22 protein-coding genes are annotated in these 20,258 nt (G+C 64.4%); 7 read left to right on the forward strand and 15 right to left on the reverse strand.

What is annotated here, in order from left to right:
• Positions 1-31: 31 nt before the first annotated feature.
• The 8 genes from H3H45_RS04015 to H3H45_RS04050 form a co-directional block, all read right to left on the reverse strand.
• Positions 32-463 (reverse strand): c-type cytochrome, encoded by a 432-nt coding sequence (locus H3H45_RS04015; RefSeq protein WP_182832441.1) that lies wholly within the window; start codon positions 461-463, stop codon positions 32-34.
• A gap of 145 nt (positions 464-608) precedes the next feature.
• A complete protein-coding gene (locus H3H45_RS04020) occupies positions 609-1,157 on the reverse strand; it encodes a cupin domain-containing protein (RefSeq protein ID WP_182832442.1) in 549 nt (182 codons plus the stop codon).
• Positions 1,158-1,262: 105 nt separating this feature from the next.
• Positions 1,263-2,336: an alanine racemase gene (alr, locus tag H3H45_RS04025; RefSeq protein WP_182832443.1), complete on the reverse strand. Its 1,074-nt coding sequence runs from the start codon at positions 2,334-2,336 to the stop codon at positions 1,263-1,265.
• Positions 2,337-2,396: 60 nt separating this feature from the next.
• Complete coding sequence (locus H3H45_RS04030; protein WP_182832444.1) at positions 2,397-2,747, reverse strand: RidA family protein; 351 nt, start codon at positions 2,745-2,747, stop codon at positions 2,397-2,399.
• Positions 2,722-4,020, reverse strand: a complete 1,299-nt coding sequence (gene dadA, locus H3H45_RS04035) for a D-amino acid dehydrogenase (RefSeq protein ID WP_182832445.1) — start codon at positions 4,018-4,020, stop codon at positions 2,722-2,724. Before dadA ends, H3H45_RS04030 begins: the two co-directional genes overlap by 26 nt.
• A gap of 241 nt (positions 4,021-4,261) precedes the next feature.
• A complete protein-coding gene (locus H3H45_RS04040) occupies positions 4,262-4,606 on the reverse strand; it encodes a YdbL family protein (protein WP_182832446.1) in 345 nt (114 codons plus the stop codon).
• Positions 4,607-4,626: 20 nt separating this feature from the next.
• Complete coding sequence (locus H3H45_RS04045; protein WP_182832447.1) at positions 4,627-4,818, reverse strand: YnbE family lipoprotein; 192 nt, start codon at positions 4,816-4,818, stop codon at positions 4,627-4,629.
• Positions 4,819-4,820: 2 nt separating this feature from the next.
• Positions 4,821-7,043, reverse strand: a complete 2,223-nt coding sequence (locus tag H3H45_RS04050) for a YdbH domain-containing protein (RefSeq protein ID WP_182832448.1) — start codon at positions 7,041-7,043, stop codon at positions 4,821-4,823.
• Between the two features lie 156 nt (positions 7,044-7,199).
• Here H3H45_RS04050 and dadR point away from each other — a divergent pair, with 156 nt between their 5' ends.
• Positions 7,200-7,688, forward strand: coding sequence for a transcriptional regulator DadR (gene dadR / locus H3H45_RS04055; RefSeq protein ID WP_173211121.1), 489 nt, complete (start codon positions 7,200-7,202; stop codon positions 7,686-7,688).
• A gap of 77 nt (positions 7,689-7,765) precedes the next feature.
• Here the strand turns inward: dadR and H3H45_RS04060 are convergent, their stop codons facing one another.
• Positions 7,766-8,119 carry a YkgJ family cysteine cluster protein gene (locus tag H3H45_RS04060; protein WP_182832449.1) on the reverse strand — a complete coding sequence of 118 codons (354 nt, stop codon included), beginning with the start codon at positions 8,117-8,119 and terminating at the stop codon, positions 7,766-7,768.
• Between the two features lie 175 nt (positions 8,120-8,294).
• Here H3H45_RS04060 and H3H45_RS04065 point away from each other — a divergent pair, with 175 nt between their 5' ends.
• On the forward strand, positions 8,295-9,629 hold the full coding sequence (locus tag H3H45_RS04065; RefSeq protein WP_182832450.1) for an NAD(P)/FAD-dependent oxidoreductase: 1,335 nt from the start codon (positions 8,295-8,297) through the stop codon (positions 9,627-9,629).
• Between the two features lie 145 nt (positions 9,630-9,774).
• Here the strand turns inward: H3H45_RS04065 and H3H45_RS04070 are convergent, their stop codons facing one another.
• Positions 9,775-9,999 carry a DUF1127 domain-containing protein gene (locus H3H45_RS04070; RefSeq protein ID WP_182832451.1) on the reverse strand — a complete coding sequence of 75 codons (225 nt, stop codon included), beginning with the start codon at positions 9,997-9,999 and terminating at the stop codon, positions 9,775-9,777.
• Positions 10,000-10,177: 178 nt separating this feature from the next.
• Here H3H45_RS04070 and H3H45_RS04075 point away from each other — a divergent pair, with 178 nt between their 5' ends.
• Positions 10,178-11,605: an aminotransferase-like domain-containing protein gene (locus H3H45_RS04075; protein ID WP_182832452.1), complete on the forward strand. Its 1,428-nt coding sequence runs from the start codon at positions 10,178-10,180 to the stop codon at positions 11,603-11,605.
• On the opposite strand, the gene H3H45_RS04080 is transcribed toward H3H45_RS04075, so the two are convergent.
• Together H3H45_RS04080 and H3H45_RS04085 are read right to left on the reverse strand one after the other, a co-directional pair.
• The gene (locus H3H45_RS04080) at positions 11,602-12,753 is read right to left on the reverse strand and encodes an MFS transporter (RefSeq protein ID WP_182832453.1); all 1,152 of its coding nucleotides are present in this window, start codon (positions 12,751-12,753) and stop codon (positions 11,602-11,604) included. The two genes, H3H45_RS04075 and H3H45_RS04080, sit on opposite strands and share 4 nt — an antisense overlap.
• 284 nt (positions 12,754-13,037) lie before the next feature.
• Entirely contained in the window at positions 13,038-14,531 is a 1,494-nt protein-coding gene (locus tag H3H45_RS04085) for an aldehyde dehydrogenase (RefSeq protein WP_182832454.1), read from the reverse strand.
• A 222-nt stretch (positions 14,532-14,753) separates the two neighbouring features.
• On the opposite strand from H3H45_RS04085, the gene H3H45_RS04090 reads away from it, so the two are divergent.
• Positions 14,754-15,116, forward strand: coding sequence for a cupin domain-containing protein (locus H3H45_RS04090; protein WP_173211105.1), 363 nt, complete (start codon positions 14,754-14,756; stop codon positions 15,114-15,116).
• A gap of 154 nt (positions 15,117-15,270) precedes the next feature.
• Here the strand turns inward: H3H45_RS04090 and rpmG are convergent, their stop codons facing one another.
• Entirely contained in the window at positions 15,271-15,426 is a 156-nt protein-coding gene (rpmG, locus tag H3H45_RS04095; RefSeq protein WP_173211103.1) for a 50S ribosomal protein L33, read from the reverse strand.
• Between the two features lie 10 nt (positions 15,427-15,436).
• Positions 15,437-15,673: a 50S ribosomal protein L28 gene (gene rpmB, locus H3H45_RS04100; protein WP_173211101.1), complete on the reverse strand. Its 237-nt coding sequence runs from the start codon at positions 15,671-15,673 to the stop codon at positions 15,437-15,439.
• A gap of 345 nt (positions 15,674-16,018) precedes the next feature.
• Here rpmB and H3H45_RS04105 point away from each other — a divergent pair, with 345 nt between their 5' ends.
• Positions 16,019-17,593, forward strand: coding sequence for an ABC transporter substrate-binding protein (locus H3H45_RS04105; RefSeq protein WP_182832455.1), 1,575 nt, complete (start codon positions 16,019-16,021; stop codon positions 17,591-17,593).
• 3 nt (positions 17,594-17,596) lie between these two features.
• On the opposite strand, the gene radC is transcribed toward H3H45_RS04105, so the two are convergent.
• On the reverse strand, positions 17,597-18,271 hold the full coding sequence (gene radC / locus H3H45_RS04110) for a RadC family protein (protein ID WP_173211097.1): 675 nt from the start codon (positions 18,269-18,271) through the stop codon (positions 17,597-17,599).
• A gap of 136 nt (positions 18,272-18,407) precedes the next feature.
• Between radC and coaBC the strand changes: the two genes are divergently transcribed.
• Together coaBC and dut are read left to right on the forward strand one after the other, a co-directional pair.
• Positions 18,408-19,616 (forward strand): bifunctional phosphopantothenoylcysteine decarboxylase/phosphopantothenate--cysteine ligase CoaBC, encoded by a 1,209-nt coding sequence (gene coaBC, locus H3H45_RS04115; protein ID WP_182832456.1) that lies wholly within the window; start codon positions 18,408-18,410, stop codon positions 19,614-19,616.
• Positions 19,617-19,645: 29 nt separating this feature from the next.
• Positions 19,646-20,101, forward strand: a complete 456-nt coding sequence (dut, locus tag H3H45_RS04120) for a dUTP diphosphatase (RefSeq protein ID WP_182832457.1) — start codon at positions 19,646-19,648, stop codon at positions 20,099-20,101.
• Positions 20,102-20,258: the final 157 nt, after the last annotated feature.

The raw sequence follows: 20,258 nt of genomic DNA on the forward strand, positions 1-20,258 counted from the left end.
CCAGAGGGCGGTTTTTTGCGATGCCGGACTGTTACAGGCCAGACATCTTGGCAATTGCAGCCTTCAGCTCGTCATCCGAGCAGGTGGCGCAGGTGCCTTTCGGCGGCATGGCGTTGATACCGGCAATCGCCGATTTCAGCAGGCCGTCGATGCCGCCTTTGGCGCTGGCACGGGTCTTCCAGGCAGCGGCATCGCCAATACCTGGCGCGCCCATGGCCGCGGCGGCGGCACCATGGCAAGCGCCACAATGGGCAGCAATCACGTCATCACCGCTGCGCGGGCCACTGCTGGCCGCTGCGCTGGCAACAGCACCCACACCTTTGCATTCTTCGCCCTGGACGCAGACTTCACCCACCGGCTTGAGGCGCTCGGCGATTTCGTCATTGGTCGCAGCCTGAGCGCTCACAGCCCACAGGGCCAATACGGCAGCTTGTGCCGCCAGCATCTTCTTGATCAGGTTCACGGTACACCCTCATTGTGGCTAGTCACGCTCGCGGCCACGGTTACGCGAGCCCGCGCAGTATAACGGTTAGGTCAGCCGGCCGGAACAACCCATGTTGTCGCAGGGGTATTAGGCTTGCGGCTCACACCGCAAGCTCTGTACGCACTCAGAAGTTCGCTGGCGTGGTCGCACTGACCAGTCGTGCCGGGCGATCGTACGGATTGCGGAAGCGGTGCGGCTTGGTGCTGTCGAAGTAGTAGCTGTCGCCCGGTTCGAGGACGAACACCTCGGCGCCAACGGTCAGCTCCAGGCGCCCTTCCACCAGCATGCCGGCTTCTTCGCCGTCATGGTTGAGCATCTCGTCGCCGGTATCGGAGCCTGGCGGATAGGTCTCGTCGAGGAAGGTGATGGCCCGGCTGGGATGCGCCTTGCCGATCAGCTTCATGGTCACGGCGCCGCTGGAAAGATCGGTGAGTTCGTCGGCCCGGTACACCACCTGGGTGTGGTTGTCCTGCTCCACATCGAGGGAGAAGAACTCCACCAGCGACATGGGAATGCCACCGAGCACCTTTTTCAACGAGCTGATCGAGGGGCTCACGCTGTTCTTCTCGATCATCGAAATGGTGCTGTTGGTGACGCCTGCCCGCTTGGCGAGTTCACGCTGGGAAAGGCCTTTGAGTTTGCGAATGGATTGCAGTCGAACACCGACGTCCAATGCTGGAGTCCTCCTTGAGGAGCAGATACGGAAAGTTGGCCGTATCATGGCAACAGTGTTCAGTATTTACAACACTGTGTTTGCAAATCCTTCGCGTGCTGTCAACTAGCTCCCGGAATAGAGCCTTGGCACTCGTTTCAGGTTACAGAACAGCTGGTAGGGAATGCTGCCTGCGGCCTGCGCCACGTCGCTGGCGAGCACATTACGCCCCCACAGCTCGACCCGGCTGCCGAGCCCGGCCTGCGGCAGGTCAGTGAGGTCGACGGTGAGCATGTCCATCGACACGCGGCCGATCAGGCGGGTCAGCTGGCCATCGACCATGACCGGCGTGCCGGTCGGCGCATGGCGTGGGTAGCCGTCGGCATAGCCCATGGCGACCACGCCGACGCGGGTCGGCCGCTCGCTGACGAAGCGCGCGCCATAACCGACCGGCTCGCCGGCCGGCAGTTCGCGCACGCTGATGATTTTCGATTCCAGGGTCATCACCGGTTGCAAACGCGCGGCTAGTTCCTGCGCCTGTTCGAACGGAGTGGCGCCATACAGCATGATGCCCGGGCGCACCCAGTCGCTGGGAATACTTGGCCAGCCGAGAATGGCCGGCGAGTTGCGCAGGCTGATTTCAGCCTGCAGGCCGTTGCGCGCTTCATGGAATAGCGCCAGCTGCTCACTGCTGCGCGGGCAGTCCAGCTCGTCGGCGCGGGCGAAGTGACTCATCAGCACCACCTTCGCCACCTTGCCACTGGCCAGCAGGCGCTGATGCGCATCGCGGTACTCGGCCGGATGCAGGCCGACCCGGTGCATGCCCGAATCGAGTTTGAGCCAGACAGTCAGCGGGCGCTGCAGCGGCGTGCGCTCGATGGCTTCGAGCTGCCAGCTCGAATGCACCACGCACCACAGTGCATGCTGTTCGATCAGCGCCAGCTCGTCGGCCTCGAAGAAGCCTTCCAGCAGCAGGATCGGTTGGCTGATACCCGCTGCACGCAGCTCCAGTGCTTCCTCGATGCAGGCCACGGAAAAGCCGTCGACTTCGCTCGCCAGGGCCTGGGCGCAGCGCACCGCGCCATGCCCATAGGCATCGGCCTTGACCACCGCCAGGGCTTTCGCGCCACTGACTTCGCGGGCCAATTGGTAGTTGTTGCGCAGGGCTTGCAGATCGATCAGGGCACGGGCGGGACGCATGGCTGGAACTTCTTCAGATTAAAAAAAGCCCGGCGGGGGGACGCCGGGCTAAAGGGATGTTCAGGATTGCGCGGCGATCACCATCATCTCGACCAGCACGCGCGAGTCGTACAGTTTGGCCTCGACGCAGGCGCGACCGGGGGCGGCGCCCTCGGCGACCCAGGCGTCGTAGACCTCGTTCATGCCGGCATAGTCGGCCATGTCCTTGAGGTAGATGGTCACCGAGAGAATCTTCGCCTTGTCGCTGCCTGCCTCGGCGAGGAAACGGTCGATATTGGCCAGGGTCTGGCGGGTCTGCTCACGGATATCGCCGGCGTAGTCGTCAGCCAACTGGCCCGCCAGGTAGACGGTACCGTTGTGGATAACGATTTCGCTGTAGCGCTTTTCAGTGCGCAGGCGCTGGATGGACATGCTTGTGGCTCTCCTTGGACTTGCTATAGCGGGAAATATCCAGGCCTTCGGCGCTGATTTGCGGGCGCTTGTTCGCCATCAGGTCGGCGAGGAAGCGACCGGAGCCGCAGGCCATGGTCCAGCCAAGGGTACCGTGTCCGGTGTTGAGGAACAGGTTGCGATAGGCCGTGGCGCCAACAATCGGCGTGCCGTCCGGAGTCGCCGGGCGCAGGCCGGTCCAGAATTCGGCCTGGCGCAGATCGCCGCCCTGCGGGTACAGATCGGCAGTGATCATTTCCAGGGTTTCGCGGCGGCGTGGGTTGAGGCTCAGGTCGAAACCGGCGATCTCGGCCATGCCGCCGACGCGGATGCGGTTGTCGAAACGGGTGATGGCGACCTTGTAGGTCTCGTCGAGGATGGTCGACGCCGGGGCCATCGCCGCATTGGTGATCGGTACGGTCAGCGAATAGCCCTTCAGCGGGTAGACCGGCGCACGGATGCCCAACGGCTTGAGCAGCTGCGGGCTGTAGCTGCCCAGCGCCAGCACGTAGCGGTCGGCGGTTTCCAGCTTGCCGTCGACCCACACGCCATTGATGCGGTCACCGGCATGGTCCAGGCGCTCAATATTGCAGCCGAAACGGAACTGCACGCCCAGCGCCACGGCCATCTCGGCCAGCTGGCGAGTGAACATCTGGCAGTCGCCGGTCTGGTCGTTGGGCAGGCGCAGGGCGCCGGCCAGCTTGTGCTTGACCCCGGCCAGGGCCGGTTCGACGCGGGCGATGGCATCGCGGTCGAGCAGCTCGTAGGGCACGCCGGAGGCTTCCAGCACGGCGATGTCCTTGGCCGCGTTGTCCAGTTGCGCCTGGGTGCGGAACAGCTGGGTGGTGCCCAGTTGGCGACCTTCGTAGCTGATGCCGGTCTCGGCGCGCAGCTCGTCGAGGCAGTCGCGGCTGTACTCGGACAGGCGCACCATGCGCTCCTTGTTCACCGCATAACGGCTGGCCGTGCAGTTGCGCAGCATCTGCGCCATCCACAGGTACTGGTCGATATCGGCGGTGGCCTTGATCGCCAGCGGCGCGTGCTGTTGCAGCAGCCACTTGATGGCTTTCAGCGGCACGCCCGGGGCGGCCCAGGGCGAGGCGTAACCGGGGGAGACCTGGCCGGCGTTGGCGAAACTGGTTTCCAGGGCCGGGCCGTTCTGGCGGTCGACCACTACCACTTCAAAGCCGGCACGAGCCAGGTAGTAGGCGCTGGCGGTACCGATCACACCGCTGCCAAGAACCAGAACACGCATGATTGTCTCCCTCGTCGCGAGCTTTCGCTGGCGTTTGTTTTACTGAGCACGATTGAGCGCAGTATAGGAAGACAGCAGCAGTGTTATTCACTGTTTAGAAGGGCTTATTTGGCGATAATTTCCGGCAAATAAGCCTTTTACGGAGGGCCAGGCAACCTTCTAATGGGCTTTAGCGCTAAAACAACAGGTAAAACTCTCGCAGCGGAATAATTGACAGGCGCCGGCGGGCGCCCGTTCCCTGCTACTTGCGCAGCCACTTGCCGTTGAGCTGGATGTACTGCCCGGACGGGGTCTTCTCCAGCGCCTTCTGCCCAGCCAGGGCTTCCACATCACCCAACTGCAATCCGTTTTCCTTGGCCAGGCGCTGGTATTCGGCCTGGCGCGCCTGGTTGATCAGCTTGGCGATCTCCTCGGCCGAACCGCCGGGACTGACCACGCCGAGGTAGCCGTTGGGTTGCTCGCCCAGCTGGCCGCCGCTCTTGGCCGCGCCCAAGGCACTCATCGCCTCGTTGAGGTTCATCGCCAGGGCCGGCAGGCTGAGGCTCAGGGCCAGCAGGCCACAGGCCAGGGTGCGTTGCAGTTTCATGAATGGCTCCTTGCAGGGGCTCAGAACAGGCCGCTGTCTTCGTTGATGATCGAGTCCAGGGCCTTGTCGACCTTGATGTAGATCTCGTGCTCGATCTTCACGTTGAGGTTGATGTTGATCGGCTCGCTGGGCATCGCCAGCTGCACCGTGGGGGTGCAGGCGGCGCTCAGGCCAGCGAGCAGCGGGGCGACCAGCAGAGCGCGCAGGCGCATGGTCAGTTCTCCTTCTGCGGATCATTGCGTTGCCGCAGGCGTTGCTGCACACGCTGGCGGATGGTTTCGCTCACCCGGTCGGTGAGCTGCAAGCTGGTCAGCAAGGCCGGAATGTCCTCTTCAAGATTGACGTTGAGGTTGATCGGCCGGCCCTTCTCCACATCCGGGTTGCGCCCTTGCAGGCGCAGGGCCAGTTGCAACTTGCCGTCGGCAGCATAGCTGACGGCACTGTCGAGCAGTTCGAAGTGGAAATCGTCGAGGGCGTCCACCACCAGCTGCATCCCAGGATTGCTGCGGCCCAGGGCACGCATCTTCTCCGAGCGGAACTGCAGGTAACCCGGCGCCTGGGCAGCCATCTGGCCCTGTTCGATGCGCAGGCCGGCGGCGTCCAGCAGCAGCGGCAACTCGCCGCGCAAGCTGCCGCGCCCGGCCAGCCCCTCTGCAGGGTAGACCCGAAAAATCTCCTCCAGTTGCACATCCTTGAACTGCAATTGCAGACGCTGGCTGGGCTGGGCCAGGTCCAGCTGCCCGGCGGGCAACCAGGCCTGACCCTGGAGCACTGCAGTCTGCGCCGTCTGCCAGGACAACTGGCCCTGCAACGGCTGACCGAGACGGGCGACGTAGCGCCCCTGCAGCTGCAGCGGGCCGACCGCCACGCCGGCGTTAAGCTGCTGCAGGCTCAGCTGCGGCAGCTCCAGGCTCAGCTGGTCGCCGCGCAGCTGCCCCTTCAGCTCGCCATCCAGCCCCGTCAGCTCGCTGCGGTCGTAGATGCCGGCAAGCCCCTGAAACTGCAGGGCCAGATCCAGCAGCCGCGGTTTGCCGACCGGCAACTGCAGGCTGACCTGGCCGAGCAGACGGCCGTTGCCGATCTGCAGCAGCGCCGGCCAGGCGCGAAAAGTCTGGCTCAGCGGATTGCCGGCGCGAAAGAACAGCTCGGCTAGGTTGGCGGACAGCTGCAGCGTGCCCTGGGCATCACGCGCGCCGTCGACGCTCAGGTTGAGCCCTGCTGCATTGCTCAAGGCGCCGTGCAGGCGCTGCTGCTGGGCACTGACCTGCAGCTGGCCGTCGAACTGCCAGGCCTGCGCCAGCAGCTCGGCCTGTTCCAACTGGCTCACGTTCAGCTGCAGCGGGCCGCTCAGGCTCGGGCTGGCGCCCATCTGCATGGACAAGCCGGCCAGCTTGGCCTGCAGCTGCTGCACACGCAGACCCTCGGCGAGCTGCAGGCGCTTGGCCTGCAGGCTGGACGAAGGCAGCAGGCTGACCTGCAACTGCTGCTCGGCAAGTTTTCCATTCAGCTTGAGCGTCAGCGCCAGGCCTTCGGCGCGCAGGTTCTGGTACTGCAGCAACGGGCTTTGCAGCTGCAGCGCGGCACTGAAAGTACCGCTGCCGTCGCGCAAGCGCTGCCTATCCAGCAGGCTCGCGCCGGGCGCCAGCGCCAGCTGCCAGCTGGCCTGCAAACGCAGAGAGGCCTGGGTATCGAGCAGACGCTGGTCGGTGGTCTGCCATTGCTGCAGCCAGACAAACAGGCCGCGGCTATCGGCCAGCTGCACCAGTTCCAGCTCGCCTTGCCAGTGGCTGACGGCGGCCTCCTCGCGCAATGCGCTGCGCAGCGTCAGCAGCGGTTGGCTGTCGAGCTGGGCATCGGCACGCAACTGCCACTGCCCCTCGCGCTGCTCCAGGTGCGCCTGCAGCTCAAGACTGCGCGCGCCCGTCTGCAGCTGCAGGCGCAACTCGGCCGGCTGTTGCAGGGCGCCACCATGCTGCAATTGCAGGCTGCCAAGCAGCACGCAGCGGCCCGTGGCACAGGGCAATTCCAGGCTCAGCTGGTCGACTGCCAGCTGCCGAGGCAACCAGGCCAGACTGTCGAGCAACGCCTGCGGATCACTGCCTGCCGCGCTCTCACCCTGCCCAGCCTGCCAGCTCAGCTGCAGCGCCTGACTGCGCAGTTCAGGTAGATACAGGCGCTGTTGCAGCCGTTGCGGCCAGGCCAGCTGCAGCGCGCTGGCGCTCATTTGCACACGGCTACCGTCGCTACCGTCACGCACCAGCAGCAGGCTGTCCACCTGCAGCCCGGCGCCCGACAGCTGCAGGCCCTGCCAGTCCAGCTGGCTGATGCCCTGCGCCGCCAACAGCCAGCGCCAGGCCAGCCACAGCAGCGCCACCAGCAACAGCAGTGCCAGCAGCAACCTGCCCAGTAAGCGGCGTCCCTTGTGGCGCGACGGCATGGCGCAAAACCTCGACGAAATCCATTGCCGCTCAGGGTGGCGGGCGCCCCCGACAAGATCAAGGCGTTTCGCCTGGCCAGTGTTTTCCGCTGGGTTCGTCGCTATATTTGCCGACGAATACTGGAACTATCGCGGCTTTCACAGAGATATCCCCCCATGAGAACCCAACACCAGAGCCGGCGCGAGCTGGACAAGATCGACCGCAATATCTTGCGCATCCTGCAGGAGGACGGGCGTATCAGCTTCACCGAGCTGGGCGAGCGGGTCGGCCTGTCGACCACCCCCTGCACCGAACGCGTACGCCGCCTGGAGCGCGAGGGGATCATCATGGGCTACCACGCGCGGCTCAACCCGCAGCAGCTCAAGGCCAGCCTGCTGGTATTCGTCGAGATCAGCCTGGACTACAAGTCCGGCGACACCTTCGAGGATTTCCGCCGCGCCGTGCTCAAGCTGCCCCACGTGCTGGAATGCCACCTGGTCAGCGGCGACTTCGACTACCTGGTGAAGGCGCGGATCAACGAGATGGCCAGCTACCGCAAGCTGCTTGGCGACATCCTGCTCAAGCTGCCGCATGTGCGCGAATCGAAGTCCTACATCGTCATGGAAGAGGTCAAGGAGAGCCTAAGCCTGCCGGTGCCGGAGTGACACAAAGCTTGAGGATCTCGCGAGCTAGCTAGTGCGAGGCCATTTTTAACGCCGTATCGCCGACGCGCAGCAAATCCTCATACCAAGCGCTGGCGGGTGCTGGCGATCAGCTGATGGACTTGGCGCTCGACCGCCGGTTCGATCGGCGTTTCCGGCGCCTGCCCGCGCGGGCATGGCAGGCTCGGCGTGGTGCCGAACAGGCGGCAAATCAGCGGGCGCTGGTCATACACCGTGCAACCCTGCGGGCCGAGGTGCACGCAGTTGAACTCGGCCAGCGCGGCGTCGTGTTCGGCGTCGCTCTTCACCGGCAGGCGCGCCAGCTCCTCGGACGAAGCCGTCACCGGGCCACAGCAATCGTGGCAGCCGGGCACGCAGGCGAAAGACGGGATCTGCCGGCGCAGGTGATCGATCTTGCGGTTGGTACAGCTCATCGGCAGCGCTCGGCAAAAGACCCGCGCATCTTAACCGCCAGCCCCTGCCCTGCGCCGCCGAGCGACGACCGGCTACGGGGAAAAACAGTTTTTACCGCCACCCCTCTTGGCTAGCGGCAAGTCCCGCGCTTATCCTGCGTCAAATTTTAACAACACCTCAAACAGGATTTCGCACATGAACGCCCGCGTTCACCAGCCACAACAACCAGCCGTGCACAGTGACCAGCACGCATCCTCCTACTACGCCGCCACTGCCAACCAGCAGCTGGCCTATCCGCCGCTGGCGGGTGAGGAGCTGGCTGATGTGTGCATTGTCGGTGGCGGGTTCTCCGGCCTGAATACTGCGATCGAGCTGGCCCAGAAGGGCTTCTCGGTGGTGCTCGTGGAGGCGCACCAGGTTGGCTGGGGCGCCAGCGGGCGCAATGGCGGACAGCTGATCCGCGGCGTCGGGCACGGCGTCGAGCAGTTCGCCTCGGTGATCGGTCAGGAAGGCGTGCGCAACCTGAAATTGATGGGCCTGGAAGCGGTGGAAATCGTCCGCCGCCGGGTCGAGCAGTTCAACATCAACTGCGACCTGACCTGGGGTTACTGCGACCTGGCCAACAAGCCGGCGCACCTGGACGGCTTCGCCGAGGACAAGGCCGAGCTGGAAAGCCTTGGCTACCGCCACGAACTGCGCCTGCTGCAGCCCGAGCAGATGCACCAGGTAGTCGGCTCCGACCGCTACGCCGGCGGCATGATCGACATGGGTTCCGGCCACCTGCACCCGCTCAACCTGGCCCTGGGCGAGGCAGCCGCGGCCGCCTCGCTCGGCGTCAAACTGTTCGAGCACTCGGCAGTCACCCGCATCGACTACGGCAGTGAAGTGAAAGTACACACCGCCCAGGGCAGCGTGCGCGCCAAGACTCTGGTGCTGGCCTGTAACGCCTACCTCAATGGCCTGAATGGCAAGCTCGGTGGCAAGGTACTGCCGGCTGGTAGCTACGTGATCGCCACCGAGCCGCTGTCGCCGGCCCAGGCGCGCAACCTGATCCCGCAAAACATGGCGCTGTGCGACCAGCGCGTGACCGTGGATTACTTCCGCTTGTCCGCCGACAACCGCCTGCTGTTCGGCGGCGCCTGCCACTACTCGGGCCGTGACCCGGCGGATATCGCCGCCTACATGCGACCGAAGATGCTGCAGGTGTTCCCGCACCTGAAAGACGTGAAAATCGACTACCAGTGGGGCGGCATGATCGGCATCGGCGCCAACCGCCTGCCACAGATCGGCCGGCTCAAGGACCAGCCCAACGTGTTCTACGCCCAGGCCTATGCCGGCCACGGCGTGAATGCCACCCACCTGGCCGGCCAACTGCTCGCCGAGGCCATCAGTGGCCAACAGGGCGGCGGCTTCGAGCTGTTCGACAAGGTGCCGCACATGACCTTCCCTGGCGGCAAGCACCTGCGCTCGCCACTGCTGGCGCTGGGCATGGCCTGGTATCGACTCAAGGAAGCAGTCGGCCTGGTTTAAGCCCTGCTCCCCCGCTTTCCCTGAACCCTCTGCGGCTGGCACGCTGGTGGATAAGCACAGCGTTATCCACCCTACACAGCATGCCAGTCCGCGTAGGGTGGAAAACTGCGAAGCAGTTTCCACCGCCGGGACACGGCCGATTCAACTAGCGCAGCAACTGCCAGAATGGCCGGGTCGCTTCCTTGCGTGCCTGCTCGGAGGTCAGGCCGATATCGGCCAGCTGACGGGCATCCAGTTGCAATAACTGACGGCGCGTATGCAGACGGCGGCAGAACAGCTGCCAGCGGCTAGCCACCTCGCGCAGCGGCAGACGCCCACTTTGCTCCTCACGCTCACGCACACTTACATACAGATCGCTCAATTCGCGCATGACCCTGTCCTCCGCAGCCTGGTCCGCCCTTGGGAGACCATGATCGGCGCTCGAGCCACGGCAATACAGATTCAAAAAGACAGTTTTAAATACATACAGATAGCCACCACGCGTAACTGAATGGTCTATTCTTGCCCCATCTGTATTGTCTGGCCTGCTGCGCAGGAGCCCATCTGTCATGACGCTCTACATGAACCTGGCCGAATTGCTCGGCACCCGCATCGAACAGGGCCTGTACCGCCCCGGCGACCGCCTGCCCTCGGTGCGCGCGCTCAGCCAGGAACACGGGGTGAGCCTGAGCACCGTGCAGCAGGCCTACCGCCAGCTGGAGGACGACGGCCTGGTGGAGCCGCGACCGAAGTCGGGCTACTTCGTACCGCAGGCCCGCCAGCGCCCGGCGTTGCCGATGGTCAGCCGCGCCGCCCAGCGCCCGGTGGAAGTGTCGCAGTGGGATCAGGTGCTGGAGCTGATCAGCACCCCGCCCGGCGGCGAGCTGGTGCAGCTCGGTCGCGGCATCCCGGATATCGCCGCGCCGACCCTCAAGCCGCTGCTGCGCTCGCTGTCGCGCCTCAGCCGGCGGCAGGGCATTCGTGAACTGAGCTACGGCAGCGTGCTGGGTGACCCCGGCCTGCGCGAGCAGGTGGCGCGCCTGGTGCTGGACTCCGGCTGCCAGATCCCGCCCGAGGACATCGTCATCACCACCGGCTGCCACGAGGCGCTGTCCACGGCGATCCGCGCCGTGTGCGAGCCGGGCGACATCGTCGCAGTGGATTCGCCGAGCTTCCACGGCGTGATGCAGGCGCTCAAGGGCTTCGGCATGAAGGCCCTGGAACTGCCCACCGACCCGGTCAGCGGGATCAGCCTGGAAGCCCTCGAACTGGCTCTCGAGCAATGGCCGATCAAAGCCATCCAGCTCACCCCGACCTGCAACAACCCACTCGGCTACATCATGCCGGAAGCCAACAAGCGCGCACTGCTAACGCTGGCCCAACGCTACGACGTGGCGATCATCGAGGACGATATCTACGGTGAGCTGGCCTACAAGTACCCGCGCCCGCGCACCATCAAGTCGTTCGACGAAGACGGCCGCGTGCTGCTCTGCAGCTCCTTCTCCAAGACCCTGGCGCCAGGCCTGCGTATCGGCTGGATCGCCCCGGGGCGCTACCTGCAGCGGGTGCTGCACATGAAGTACATGAGCACCGGCATGAGCGCCCAGCTACCGCAACTGGCGCTGGCCGAGTTCATCGCCGGCGGCCACTACGAGCCGCACCTACGGCGCATGCGCAGCCAGTACGCGCGCGGCCGCGAGCTGATGACCGGCTGGGTCAGCCAGCATTTCCCGGCAGGCACGCGGGCCAGTCAGCCGCAGGGTGGTTTCATGCTCTGGGTCGAGCTGGAGCAGAACTTCGACAGCCAGCGCCTGAACCGCCTGCTGCTGCCACACAAGGTGCAGATCGCCCCCGGCAGCATCTTTTCCGCCGCAGGCAAGTACCGCAACTGCCTGCGCATGAACTTCTCGACCACCAACACCAGCCTGATCGAGCAGGCCGTGCGCACGGTCGGCGAGACGGCCTGCACGCTACAGGCCGAGTTGGCCGGCGCCTAGTCGCCGGTAAGGGTTTGCGGGGCGCGGAACGCACCGCGCTGCCAGGCCAGGTAGACGAACAGCGCCGCACCAGCCGCCATCAGCAGGGGTAGCGCATGGCCGCTCAGCCACTGGCTGGCGGCACCGGTGGACAGCGGCCCGAGCAGGCAGCCGACACCCCAGAGCAGGGCGATGTGGGCATTGGCACGGACCAGCGCATCGTCGCGGTAGAACTGCCCGACCAGGATCAACGACAGGGTGTAGAGGCCCCCGGCGGATGCACCGAACAGCACCAGCAGCGGCCAGATCAGCGGCGTATGCAATAGCGGCGGGATGGCCAGGCTGGACAGCAGCAAGACCACGCCACAGATGCGGAACAGCAACTCGCGCGGCACCCGGTCGGCGAGCAGGCCGATGGGCAACTGCAACAGGGCATCGCCGACCACCACCACGCTAGCCATCAGCAACGCGGTTTTCTGATCGAAGCCTTCGCGCAGCAGGTACACCGGTAGCAGGGTCAGCACCATGGCCTCGAAGGCGGCAAACAGCACCACGGCCCAGGCAATCGCCGGCAGCTTGCGGCAGAACACCAGCAGCCCACGCCCGGCGGCACTGTGCGCGTCCACCCGGGGTGCGCCGCTGTGGCCAAAGAGCACGCTGCAACCGGCCACCAGTAAGCCGGCGGACAGCCAGAAGCCCAGATCGCCCTCACTGCCAATCAGGGTCAGCAGCAGCGGACCAGACAGTTGGCTGAGAGCGAAGCCGGTGCCATACAGCGCCACCAGGCGCCCACGCAGACGCTCTTCGACCAGTTGGTTGATCCAGCTCTCGCCGAGGACGAAGACCACAGTCAGGGAAATCCCGATCAGCAAGCGCAGCACCAGCCACAGTGGATAACTGGGCAGCAGCGCCAGCATGCCGACCGACACCGCACTGGCCAGCAGGCACAGGCGCAGGGTGCGCGGCGTGCCCAGCCAGCCGGCTAGCCGCCCGGTCAGGCGCGCACCAAGCAGCACGCCGATGGCCGGCATACCCGCCATCACGCCAATCGCAAACGGCCCGTAGCCCCAGCTTTCCAGGCGCAACGAGACCAGCGGCAGGGTCACGCCGAGGGCAAGACCGACGATGATCACCGCCGAGGTAACGGCGAAATAGGTTCCCCAACGCATAGCCACTCCTCTCCCTTTTTCTGGCCGTGCTGAAATGCAAAACGGCCGGGTTTCCTAGGAAACCCGGCCGCAGGTGTGGCTCACTAGAGCCGGCCCCGAAGGGCGGACCTTTCAACTTAGAGCTCGGCCCTACCTCGACCGAGCCCAACACCGGAAAAGATCTTCTGGGCTAAGGTCAGACAAGGCGCCCCGCAGCTTTTAAGCGCAGCGTACTGCAGTACGTGAGCATTAAAAGCGAGGACGCCACGCCGTATGGCCGACGACCAGGAGATCGTCCCGCGTACTTACAGCTTGATCCAGGTGGCTTTCAGCTCGGTGTACTTGTCGAAGGCATGCAGCGACTTGTCGCGGCCGTTGCCGGACTGCTTGTAGCCACCGAACGGCGCAGTCATGTCGCCGCCGTCGTACTGGTTGACCCACATGCTGCCGACGCGCAGCGCCTTGGCCGCCAGGTGGGCCTTGGACAGGTTGCTGGTCCAGATCGCTGCGGCCAGACCATAGATGCTGTCGTTGGCGATCTGGATGGCTTCCTCGGTGGTGTCGAAGGTGATCACCGAGAGTACCGGGCCAAAGATTTCTTCAGCGGCGATACGCATGCTGTTGGTGACGTTGTCGAAGATGGTCGGCTCGACATACACGCCGCCGGTTTCCTCCAGCGTGCGCTTGCCGCCACACAGCAGCTTGGCGTTTTCGGCATGGCCGGCTTCGATATAGGACAGCACACTGTTGAGGTGACCGCTGTCGACCAAGGCGCCAACGTTGGTGGCCGGGTCGAGGGCGTGACCGGCTTTCCAGCCCTTCATAGCTTCCAGCAACAGGGCCATGAACTCATCTTTCACCGAGCGCTCGATCAGCAGACGCGAGCCCGCAGTGCACATCTCACCCTGGTTGAAGCAGATCGCCGCAGCGGCAGCCTCGGCAGCGGCTTTCAGGCACGGCGCATCGGCGAAGACGATGTTGGCGCTCTTGCCACCGGCCTCCAGCCACACGCGCTTCATGTTCGATTCGCCAGCGTAGATCATCAGTTGCTTGGCGATCTTGGTCGAGCCGGTGAACACCAGGGTGTCGACGTCCATGTGCAGGGCCAGGGCCTTGCCCACGGTGTGACCGAAGCCTGGCAGGACGTTGAGTACGCCGGCCGGGATACCGGCTTCGAGGGCCAACTGAGCCAGGCGAATGGCAGTCAGCGGCGACTTCTCGGACGGTTTGACGATCACCGAGTTACCGGTCGACAGAGCCGGGCCGAGCTTCCAGCAGGTCATGATCAGCGGGAAGTTCCACGGCACGATGGCCGCGACCACGCCCACCGGCTCACGGGTGATCAGGCCCAGTTCGTCGTGCGGAGTGGCCGCCACTTCGTCGTAGATCTTGTCGATTGCCTCGCCACTCCAGCGGATCGCCCGCGAGGCGCCCGGCACGTCGACGCTCAGGGCATCGCTGATCGGCTTACCCATGTCGAGGGTTTCCAGCAGGGCCAGTTCTTCGGCGTGGGCATCCATCAGGTCGGCGAAGCGCACCATGATTTTCTTGCGCTCGACCGGCTTGAGCCGCGACCACACGCCAGACTCGAAGGTAGCGCGGGCGTCGGCCACTGCCAGCTCGGCATCCGCTGCATCACAGCTGGCCACCAGGCCCAGCAGGCGACCGTCCACCGGGCTCACGCATTCAAAGGTGGCGGCGGAAACAGCTTCGCAGAGTTCGCCATGGATCAGGGCGCGGCCCTCGATCTTCAGGTTCTTGGCGCGCTGTTCCCAGTCGGCACGGGTCAGGGTAGTCATGCGGGAGTCCTCGGTGAAAGCGTGTCGCAAATCGACAACACGCACTGTCAATTATTCTGCCAGGCCGATTGCCGGCCTTTGTGCCCGTAACACTAAACCAGAGCCCCGTACCTTTTCAATATTTTTGACAGAAGGCCGCCAGGCGCCTTGCAATGTTCGTTTTATCAAACATAGACTGCGATCAATCGCTCATTCCACAACCCACAACACATGGACACGCCCGTGAACACCGAGCAGATCATCGACTTCGCCAGCGCAACCACCGCGCCCGAGCACTACCGCCCCGCCGCCGAGAAGATTCTCAAGGGTGATCCCGAGCAGAGCGTACGCAATCATTACAGCAGCCCCTGCAGCCAGTTCCATGCCGGCATCTGGGAAGGCGCGATTGGCCACTGGACAGTCAACTACACCGAACACGAATACTGCGAAATCCTCCAGGGCGTCTCGGTGCTGCGCGACCAGCACGGCACCGCCAAGACCGTACGCGCCGGCGATCGCTTCGTCATCCCGGCCGGCTTCTCCGGCACCTGGGAAGTGCTGGAGCCGTGCCGCAAGGTCTATGTGATGTTCGAGCAGAAGGCCTGACCCTGCTGGCGAGACCGTCGCGTCTCGCCAGGCAAACGTTTTTACCCTGTGCAACTTGCGCCCGCGTCCCGCGGGCTTTTTTTCGTCTGGCCTTTTCTGCGGGCAAAAAAAACCCGCCGATTAAGGCGGGTTCTTTTTACAGAAGCCGGATCAATTACTTGATCTTGGCTTCCTTGTACATCACGTGCTTACGGATGGTCGGATCGAATTTTTTCATTTCGATCTTATCCGGGGTAGTGCGCTTGTTCTTGTCGGTGGTGTAGAAGTGGCCGGTACCGGCGCTGGACACCAAACGGATCAGTTCACGCATGACTTGCTCCTTAAACCTTTTCGCCGCGAGCGCGCAGCTCGGACAGAATTACGTCAATGCCGCGCTTGTCGATGATACGCATGCCTTTGGCAGAAACGCGCAGACGCACAAAACGCTTCTCGGACTCGACCCAGAAGCGGTGATGCTGCAGGTTCGGCAGGAAACGACGACGGGTTTTGTTGTTTGCGTGGGAAACCTTGTTCCCGGTTACTGGACCCTTACCAGTAACTTGACAGACTCTCGACATGCCTCAGCCCTCTAAAACCACATGCCCAACCCGGCATGGGTTGGCCGCTTGAACTCAATAGTCATTTGGCGCTCAGCGCCACGTTTCTCGGGGGTCTTACCGCGCTTGTCTGCTTGCGCAGGAGGCGGGCCCCTAGAAAAGAGCGCTGCTTTATACCAGAACACCCTAGCAGTCGCAAGGCGAACTGTGCCTTGTTAACTGCGCCGCAAAGGCGCAAACCCTCTACTTTGCCGGGTTGCGCCGGCACCGACAGGCCTACCACTCGTCGCAACCTGCCGATTGTCCCGCCCCGCGCCTTGGTCTAGGGTTAGACCCTTGCCGTCTGTCGCCACTCTGGAGATACCCATGCGCCTTGCCGCCCTGCCCCTGCTGTTCGCCCCGCTACTGAGCCAGGCCGCTATCCTCAGCGTGTGCACCGAGGCCAGCCCGGATGGTTTCGACGTGGTGCAGTACAACGCACTGACCACCACCAACGCCTCGGCCGACGTACTGATGAACCGCCTGGTCGAGTTCGATGCCGCCAGCGGCCAACTGCAACCGAGTCTGGCGCAAAGCTGGTCGGTATCGGACGACGGCCTGGTGTGGGACTTCCAGCTACGACCTGGGGTGAAATTCCAACGCACCGAGTGGTTCAACCCGAGCCGCGAGCTGAATGCCGATGACGTGCTGTTCAGTTTCCAGCGCATGCTCGACCCCACCCATCCCTGGCACAAGAGTGCGCCCGGCGGTTATCCGCATGCTCAGTCGATGCAGCTGCCGGCGCTGATCAAGAGCATCGAGTCAGTGGGCGCACAACAGGTGCGTTTCACCCTCAATCGTCCGGACGCCACATTCCTCGCCACCCTGAGCATGGGTTTCGCCTCGATCTATTCGGCCGAATACGCCGCGCAACTGCTGCAGGCCGGCACGCCGGAAAAGCTCAACAGTGCCCCGGTTGGCACCGGCCCGTTCATCCTCAAGCGCTTCCAAAAGGACGCAGCCATCCGTTACACGGCCAACCCCGACTATTTTGCCGGCAAGCCCGCGCTGGACGGTCTGATCTTCGCCATCACCCCGGATACCAACGTGCGCCTGCAGAAGCTGCGCCGCAATGAATGCCAGATCGCCCTGTCACCCAAGCCGCTGGATGTGCAGGCGGCGCGCCAGGCGCCGTCCTTGCGCATCAGTGAAACGCCGGCCTTCATGACCGCCTTCGTCGCCCTCAACAGCCAGCACCCGCCGCTGGACAAGCCCCAAGTGCGCCAGGCGATCAACCTGGCCTTCGACAGGGCCAGCTATCTGCAAGCGGTGTTCGAGGGCAGCGCCACAGCCGCCAGCAGTCCCTACCCCCCGACCACCTGGAGCTACGCCAAGGAGCTGCCCGGCTACGCACACGACCCGGTCAAAGCCAAGGCAATGCTGGAAGAGGCCGGGCTGGCGGACGGTTTCAGCACCACGATCTGGACCCGCCCCTCGGGCAGCCTGCTCAACCCCAACCCCAGCCTCGGCGCGCAGCTGCTGCAGGCCGACCTGGCCGAAGTCGGCATCCGCGCGGAGATCCGGGTGATCGAATGGGGCGAGCTGATCAAGCGCGCCAAGGCCGGCGAACATGATCTGCTGTTCATGGGCTGGGCAGGCGACAATGGCGATCCGGACAACTTCCTTACCCCGCAATTTTCCTGCGCTTCGCTGCAGTCCGGGCTGAACTTCGCGCGGTTCTGCGACCCGCAACTGGATAAGCTGATCGCCGACGGCAAGCTCAGCGCCGAACAGACCGTGCGTAGTGGCCTGTATCAGCAGGCCCAGGCGATCATCCAGCAGCAGGCACTGTGGCTACCACTGGCCCACCCGACCGCCTTCGCCCTGCTGCGCAACAATGTGCAGGGCTATCAGGTCAACCCGTTTGGTCGCCAGGATTTTGCCAAGGTGCAGCTCAAGTAAGACCTAGACCCAACCGAACTCGGCCATGGACAGCGGCTCACCATCGCCGACGATGAAGTGATCGAGCACGCGCACCTCGATCAGCGCCAGCGCCTCCTTGAGGCGCTCGGTCAGCACGCGATCGGCCTGGCTGGGCTCGGCAACCCCCGACGGGTGGTTATGCACCAGGATCGCAGCTGCGGCGTTATGCGCCAGGGCGCGCTTGACCACCTGCCGCGGGTAGACGCTGGCGCCATCGATGCTGCCGTGAAACAGGGCCTCGAACTCGATGACCCGGTGCTTGGCATCGAGAAACAGGCAGCCAAACACCTCGTGGGGCTCATGGCGCAGGCGCGCTTTGAGGTAATCGCGCACCGCCTGCGGGCTTTCCAGAGCGGAATCGCGCTTGAGTCGCTCAGCCAGATGGCGCCGCCCCATCTCCAGCACCGCCTGCAACTGGGCGAACTTGGCCGGCCCCAGACCCAGGCGCTGGCTGAAGGACGGCAGATCAGCCTCGAGCAGCGCGCGCAGGCTGCCGAAATCCCCCAGCAGGTGACGCGCCAGGTCTACCGCGCTCTGCCCGGCCACCCCGGTACGCAGGAAGATCGCCAGCAGTTCGGCGTCGCTCAGGGCGCCCGCCCCCATCTCCAGCAGCTTCTCCCGCGGGCGCTCCGCCGCGGGCCAATCGCGAATACTCATGACATCTCCCTGTCAGGCGGCCCGCTGTTCCGGCGCGGGCCCTGTGCTATCTTAGCCCGGCTTTTTGGCGCGGTGACCGGCCTGGGGAGGTGTCGTCGTCGCGTTGCTATCCACACCACATTATTAAGGCAGGCCTATGCAGCGGCTGTATCGGAAACGCATCGTCCTGGGCGTCGGTGGTGGCATTGCCGCCTACAAGAGTGCCGAGCTGGTTCGTCGGCTGCGCGACCAGGGCGCCGAAGTGCGGGTGGTAATGACCCGCGGCGGCCGCGAGTTCATCACCCCGTTGACCCTGCAGGCGCTGTCTGGCCACCCTGTACATCTCGATCTGCTCGACCCGGAAGCCGAGGCGGCCATGGGCCATATCGAGCTGGCTAAATGGGCCGATCTGGTACTGATCGCCCCGGCCACTGCCGATCTGATGGCACGCCTGGCCCAGGGCGTGGCCGATGACCTGCTGACTACCCTGGTACTGGCCACCGATGCCGCCGTGGCCCTCGCCCCGGCGATGAACCAGGCCATGTGGCGCGATCCGGCCACTCAGGCCAATGCGCAACTACTGGAAAGTCGTGGCCTGCGCCTGTTTGGCCCAGCTGCCGGCAGCCAGGCCTGCGGCGATGTCGGCCCCGGCCGCATGCTCGAAGCGGATGAGCTGGCGCAGCGCGCCGCCGACTGCTTCCAGCGCCAGAGCCTGAGCGGCAAGCACGTGCTGATCACCGCCGGGCCGACCCAGGAAAACATCGACCCGGTGCGTTACATCACCAACCACAGCTCCGGCAAGATGGGCTTCGCCCTGGCCGAAGCCGCGGTGGAAGCCGGCGCCAAGGTGACCCTGATCACCGGCCCGGTGCACCTACCCACCCCGGACCGGGTCTCGCGTATCGACGTGGTCAGCGCCCGCGACATGCTCGCTGCCTGCGAAGCCGCCATGCCCTGCGACCTGCTGATCGCCTCTGCCGCAGTCGCCGACTACCGCCCGGAAGTGGTCGCCCAGCACAAGCTGAAGAAAGATCCCACTACCGGCGATGGCCTGCTCCTGCAACTGGTGCGCAACCCGGATGTCCTTGCCACACTCACCAGCCGCGCCGATCGCCCGTTCAGCGTGGGTTTTGCCGCCGAGACCGAGAACCTGCTCGGCTACGCAGCGCGCAAGCTGAAGGACAAGAACCTCGACCTGATCGTCGCCAATGACGTGGCCAACCCCACGATTGGCTTCAACAGCGAGGAAAATGCCATCACCATCATCGACCGCGAATTGCAGGCCAGCAGTTTTGCCCAGACCAGCAAAGGCAAGATCGCCCGTCAGCTGGTAGCCTTCATTGCCGAACGCCTCAACCGCGCCTGACCCACCTCCGACCGTTCACAGGGCCTGACATGCACGCTTTGCAAGCCAAGATTCTCGACCCGCGCCTGGGCAGTGACTTTCCCCTGCCGCAGTACGCTACCCCTGGCTCGGCAGGCCTCGACCTGCGCGCCATGCTCAAGCAGGACACAGTGCTAGAGCCTGGGCAGACCCTGCTGATCCCCACCGGCCTGTCGATCTACATCGGCGATCCGGGCCTGGCGGCGCTGATCCTGCCTCGCTCGGGCCTCGGCCATAAGCACGGCATCGTGCTCGGCAACCTGGTCGGTCTGATCGACTCCGACTACCAGGGCGAGCTGATGGTGTCCTGCTGGAACCGTGGGCAGACCCCCTTCACCATCGCCGTTGGCGAGCGTATTGCACAGCTGATGCTGGTCCCCGTCGTGCAGGCGCACTTCGAACTGGTCGAACAGTTCGATGAAAGCCAGCGCGGCGCCGGCGGCTTCGGCCATTCCGGCAGCCATTGAGCCGATTAATTTCAGGATGAATTGCCCAGGAGACGTTTGGTGAAACTCTTCAAGCGCACCGCCAAGGACAACGACAGCACCGTTCCGGTCAGCGTCGAGGTTATCGCCACCGCCGCCCCGCGCGGCAATGAGCACAAGGCCCTGCTACCAGGCGCGA

It is taken from the genome of Aquipseudomonas guryensis, from assembly GCF_014164785.1.
Taxonomy (GTDB): domain Bacteria; phylum Pseudomonadota; class Gammaproteobacteria; order Pseudomonadales; family Pseudomonadaceae; genus Aquipseudomonas; species Aquipseudomonas guryensis.

Coding starts and splice junctions, on each gene's coding strand:
- alr (WP_182832443.1), bottom strand. CDS start 2,336: ATGCGTCCCGCCCGTGCCCTGATCGATCTGCAAGCCCTGCGCAACAAC.
- H3H45_RS04030 (WP_182832444.1), bottom strand. CDS start 2,747: ATGTCCATCCAGCGCCTGCGCACTGAAAAGCGCTACAGCGAAATCGTT.
- dadA (WP_182832445.1), bottom strand. CDS start 4,020: ATGCGTGTTCTGGTTCTTGGCAGCGGTGTGATCGGTACCGCCAGCGCC.
- H3H45_RS04040 (WP_182832446.1), bottom strand. CDS start 4,606: ATGAAACTGCAACGCACCCTGGCCTGTGGCCTGCTGGCCCTGAGCCTC.
- H3H45_RS04045 (WP_182832447.1), bottom strand. CDS start 4,818: ATGCGCCTGCGCGCTCTGCTGGTCGCCCCGCTGCTCGCTGGCCTGAGC.
- H3H45_RS04050 (WP_182832448.1), bottom strand. CDS start 7,043: ATGCCGTCGCGCCACAAGGGACGCCGCTTACTGGGCAGGTTGCTGCTG.
- dadR (WP_173211121.1), top strand. CDS start 7,200: ATGAGAACCCAACACCAGAGCCGGCGCGAGCTGGACAAGATCGACCGC.
- H3H45_RS04060 (WP_182832449.1), bottom strand. CDS start 8,119: ATGAGCTGTACCAACCGCAAGATCGATCACCTGCGCCGGCAGATCCCG.
- H3H45_RS04065 (WP_182832450.1), top strand. CDS start 8,295: ATGAACGCCCGCGTTCACCAGCCACAACAACCAGCCGTGCACAGTGAC.
- H3H45_RS04070 (WP_182832451.1), bottom strand. CDS start 9,999: ATGCGCGAATTGAGCGATCTGTATGTAAGTGTGCGTGAGCGTGAGGAG.
- H3H45_RS04075 (WP_182832452.1), top strand. CDS start 10,178: ATGACGCTCTACATGAACCTGGCCGAATTGCTCGGCACCCGCATCGAA.
- H3H45_RS04080 (WP_182832453.1), bottom strand. CDS start 12,753: ATGCGTTGGGGAACCTATTTCGCCGTTACCTCGGCGGTGATCATCGTC.
- H3H45_RS04085 (WP_182832454.1), bottom strand. CDS start 14,531: ATGACTACCCTGACCCGTGCCGACTGGGAACAGCGCGCCAAGAACCTG.
- rpmG (WP_173211103.1), bottom strand. CDS start 15,426: ATGCGTGAACTGATCCGTTTGGTGTCCAGCGCCGGTACCGGCCACTTC.
- rpmB (WP_173211101.1), bottom strand. CDS start 15,673: ATGTCGAGAGTCTGTCAAGTTACTGGTAAGGGTCCAGTAACCGGGAAC.
- H3H45_RS04105 (WP_182832455.1), top strand. CDS start 16,019: ATGCGCCTTGCCGCCCTGCCCCTGCTGTTCGCCCCGCTACTGAGCCAG.
- radC (WP_173211097.1), bottom strand. CDS start 18,271: ATGAGTATTCGCGATTGGCCCGCGGCGGAGCGCCCGCGGGAGAAGCTG.
- coaBC (WP_182832456.1), top strand. CDS start 18,408: ATGCAGCGGCTGTATCGGAAACGCATCGTCCTGGGCGTCGGTGGTGGC.
- dut (WP_182832457.1), top strand. CDS start 19,646: ATGCACGCTTTGCAAGCCAAGATTCTCGACCCGCGCCTGGGCAGTGAC.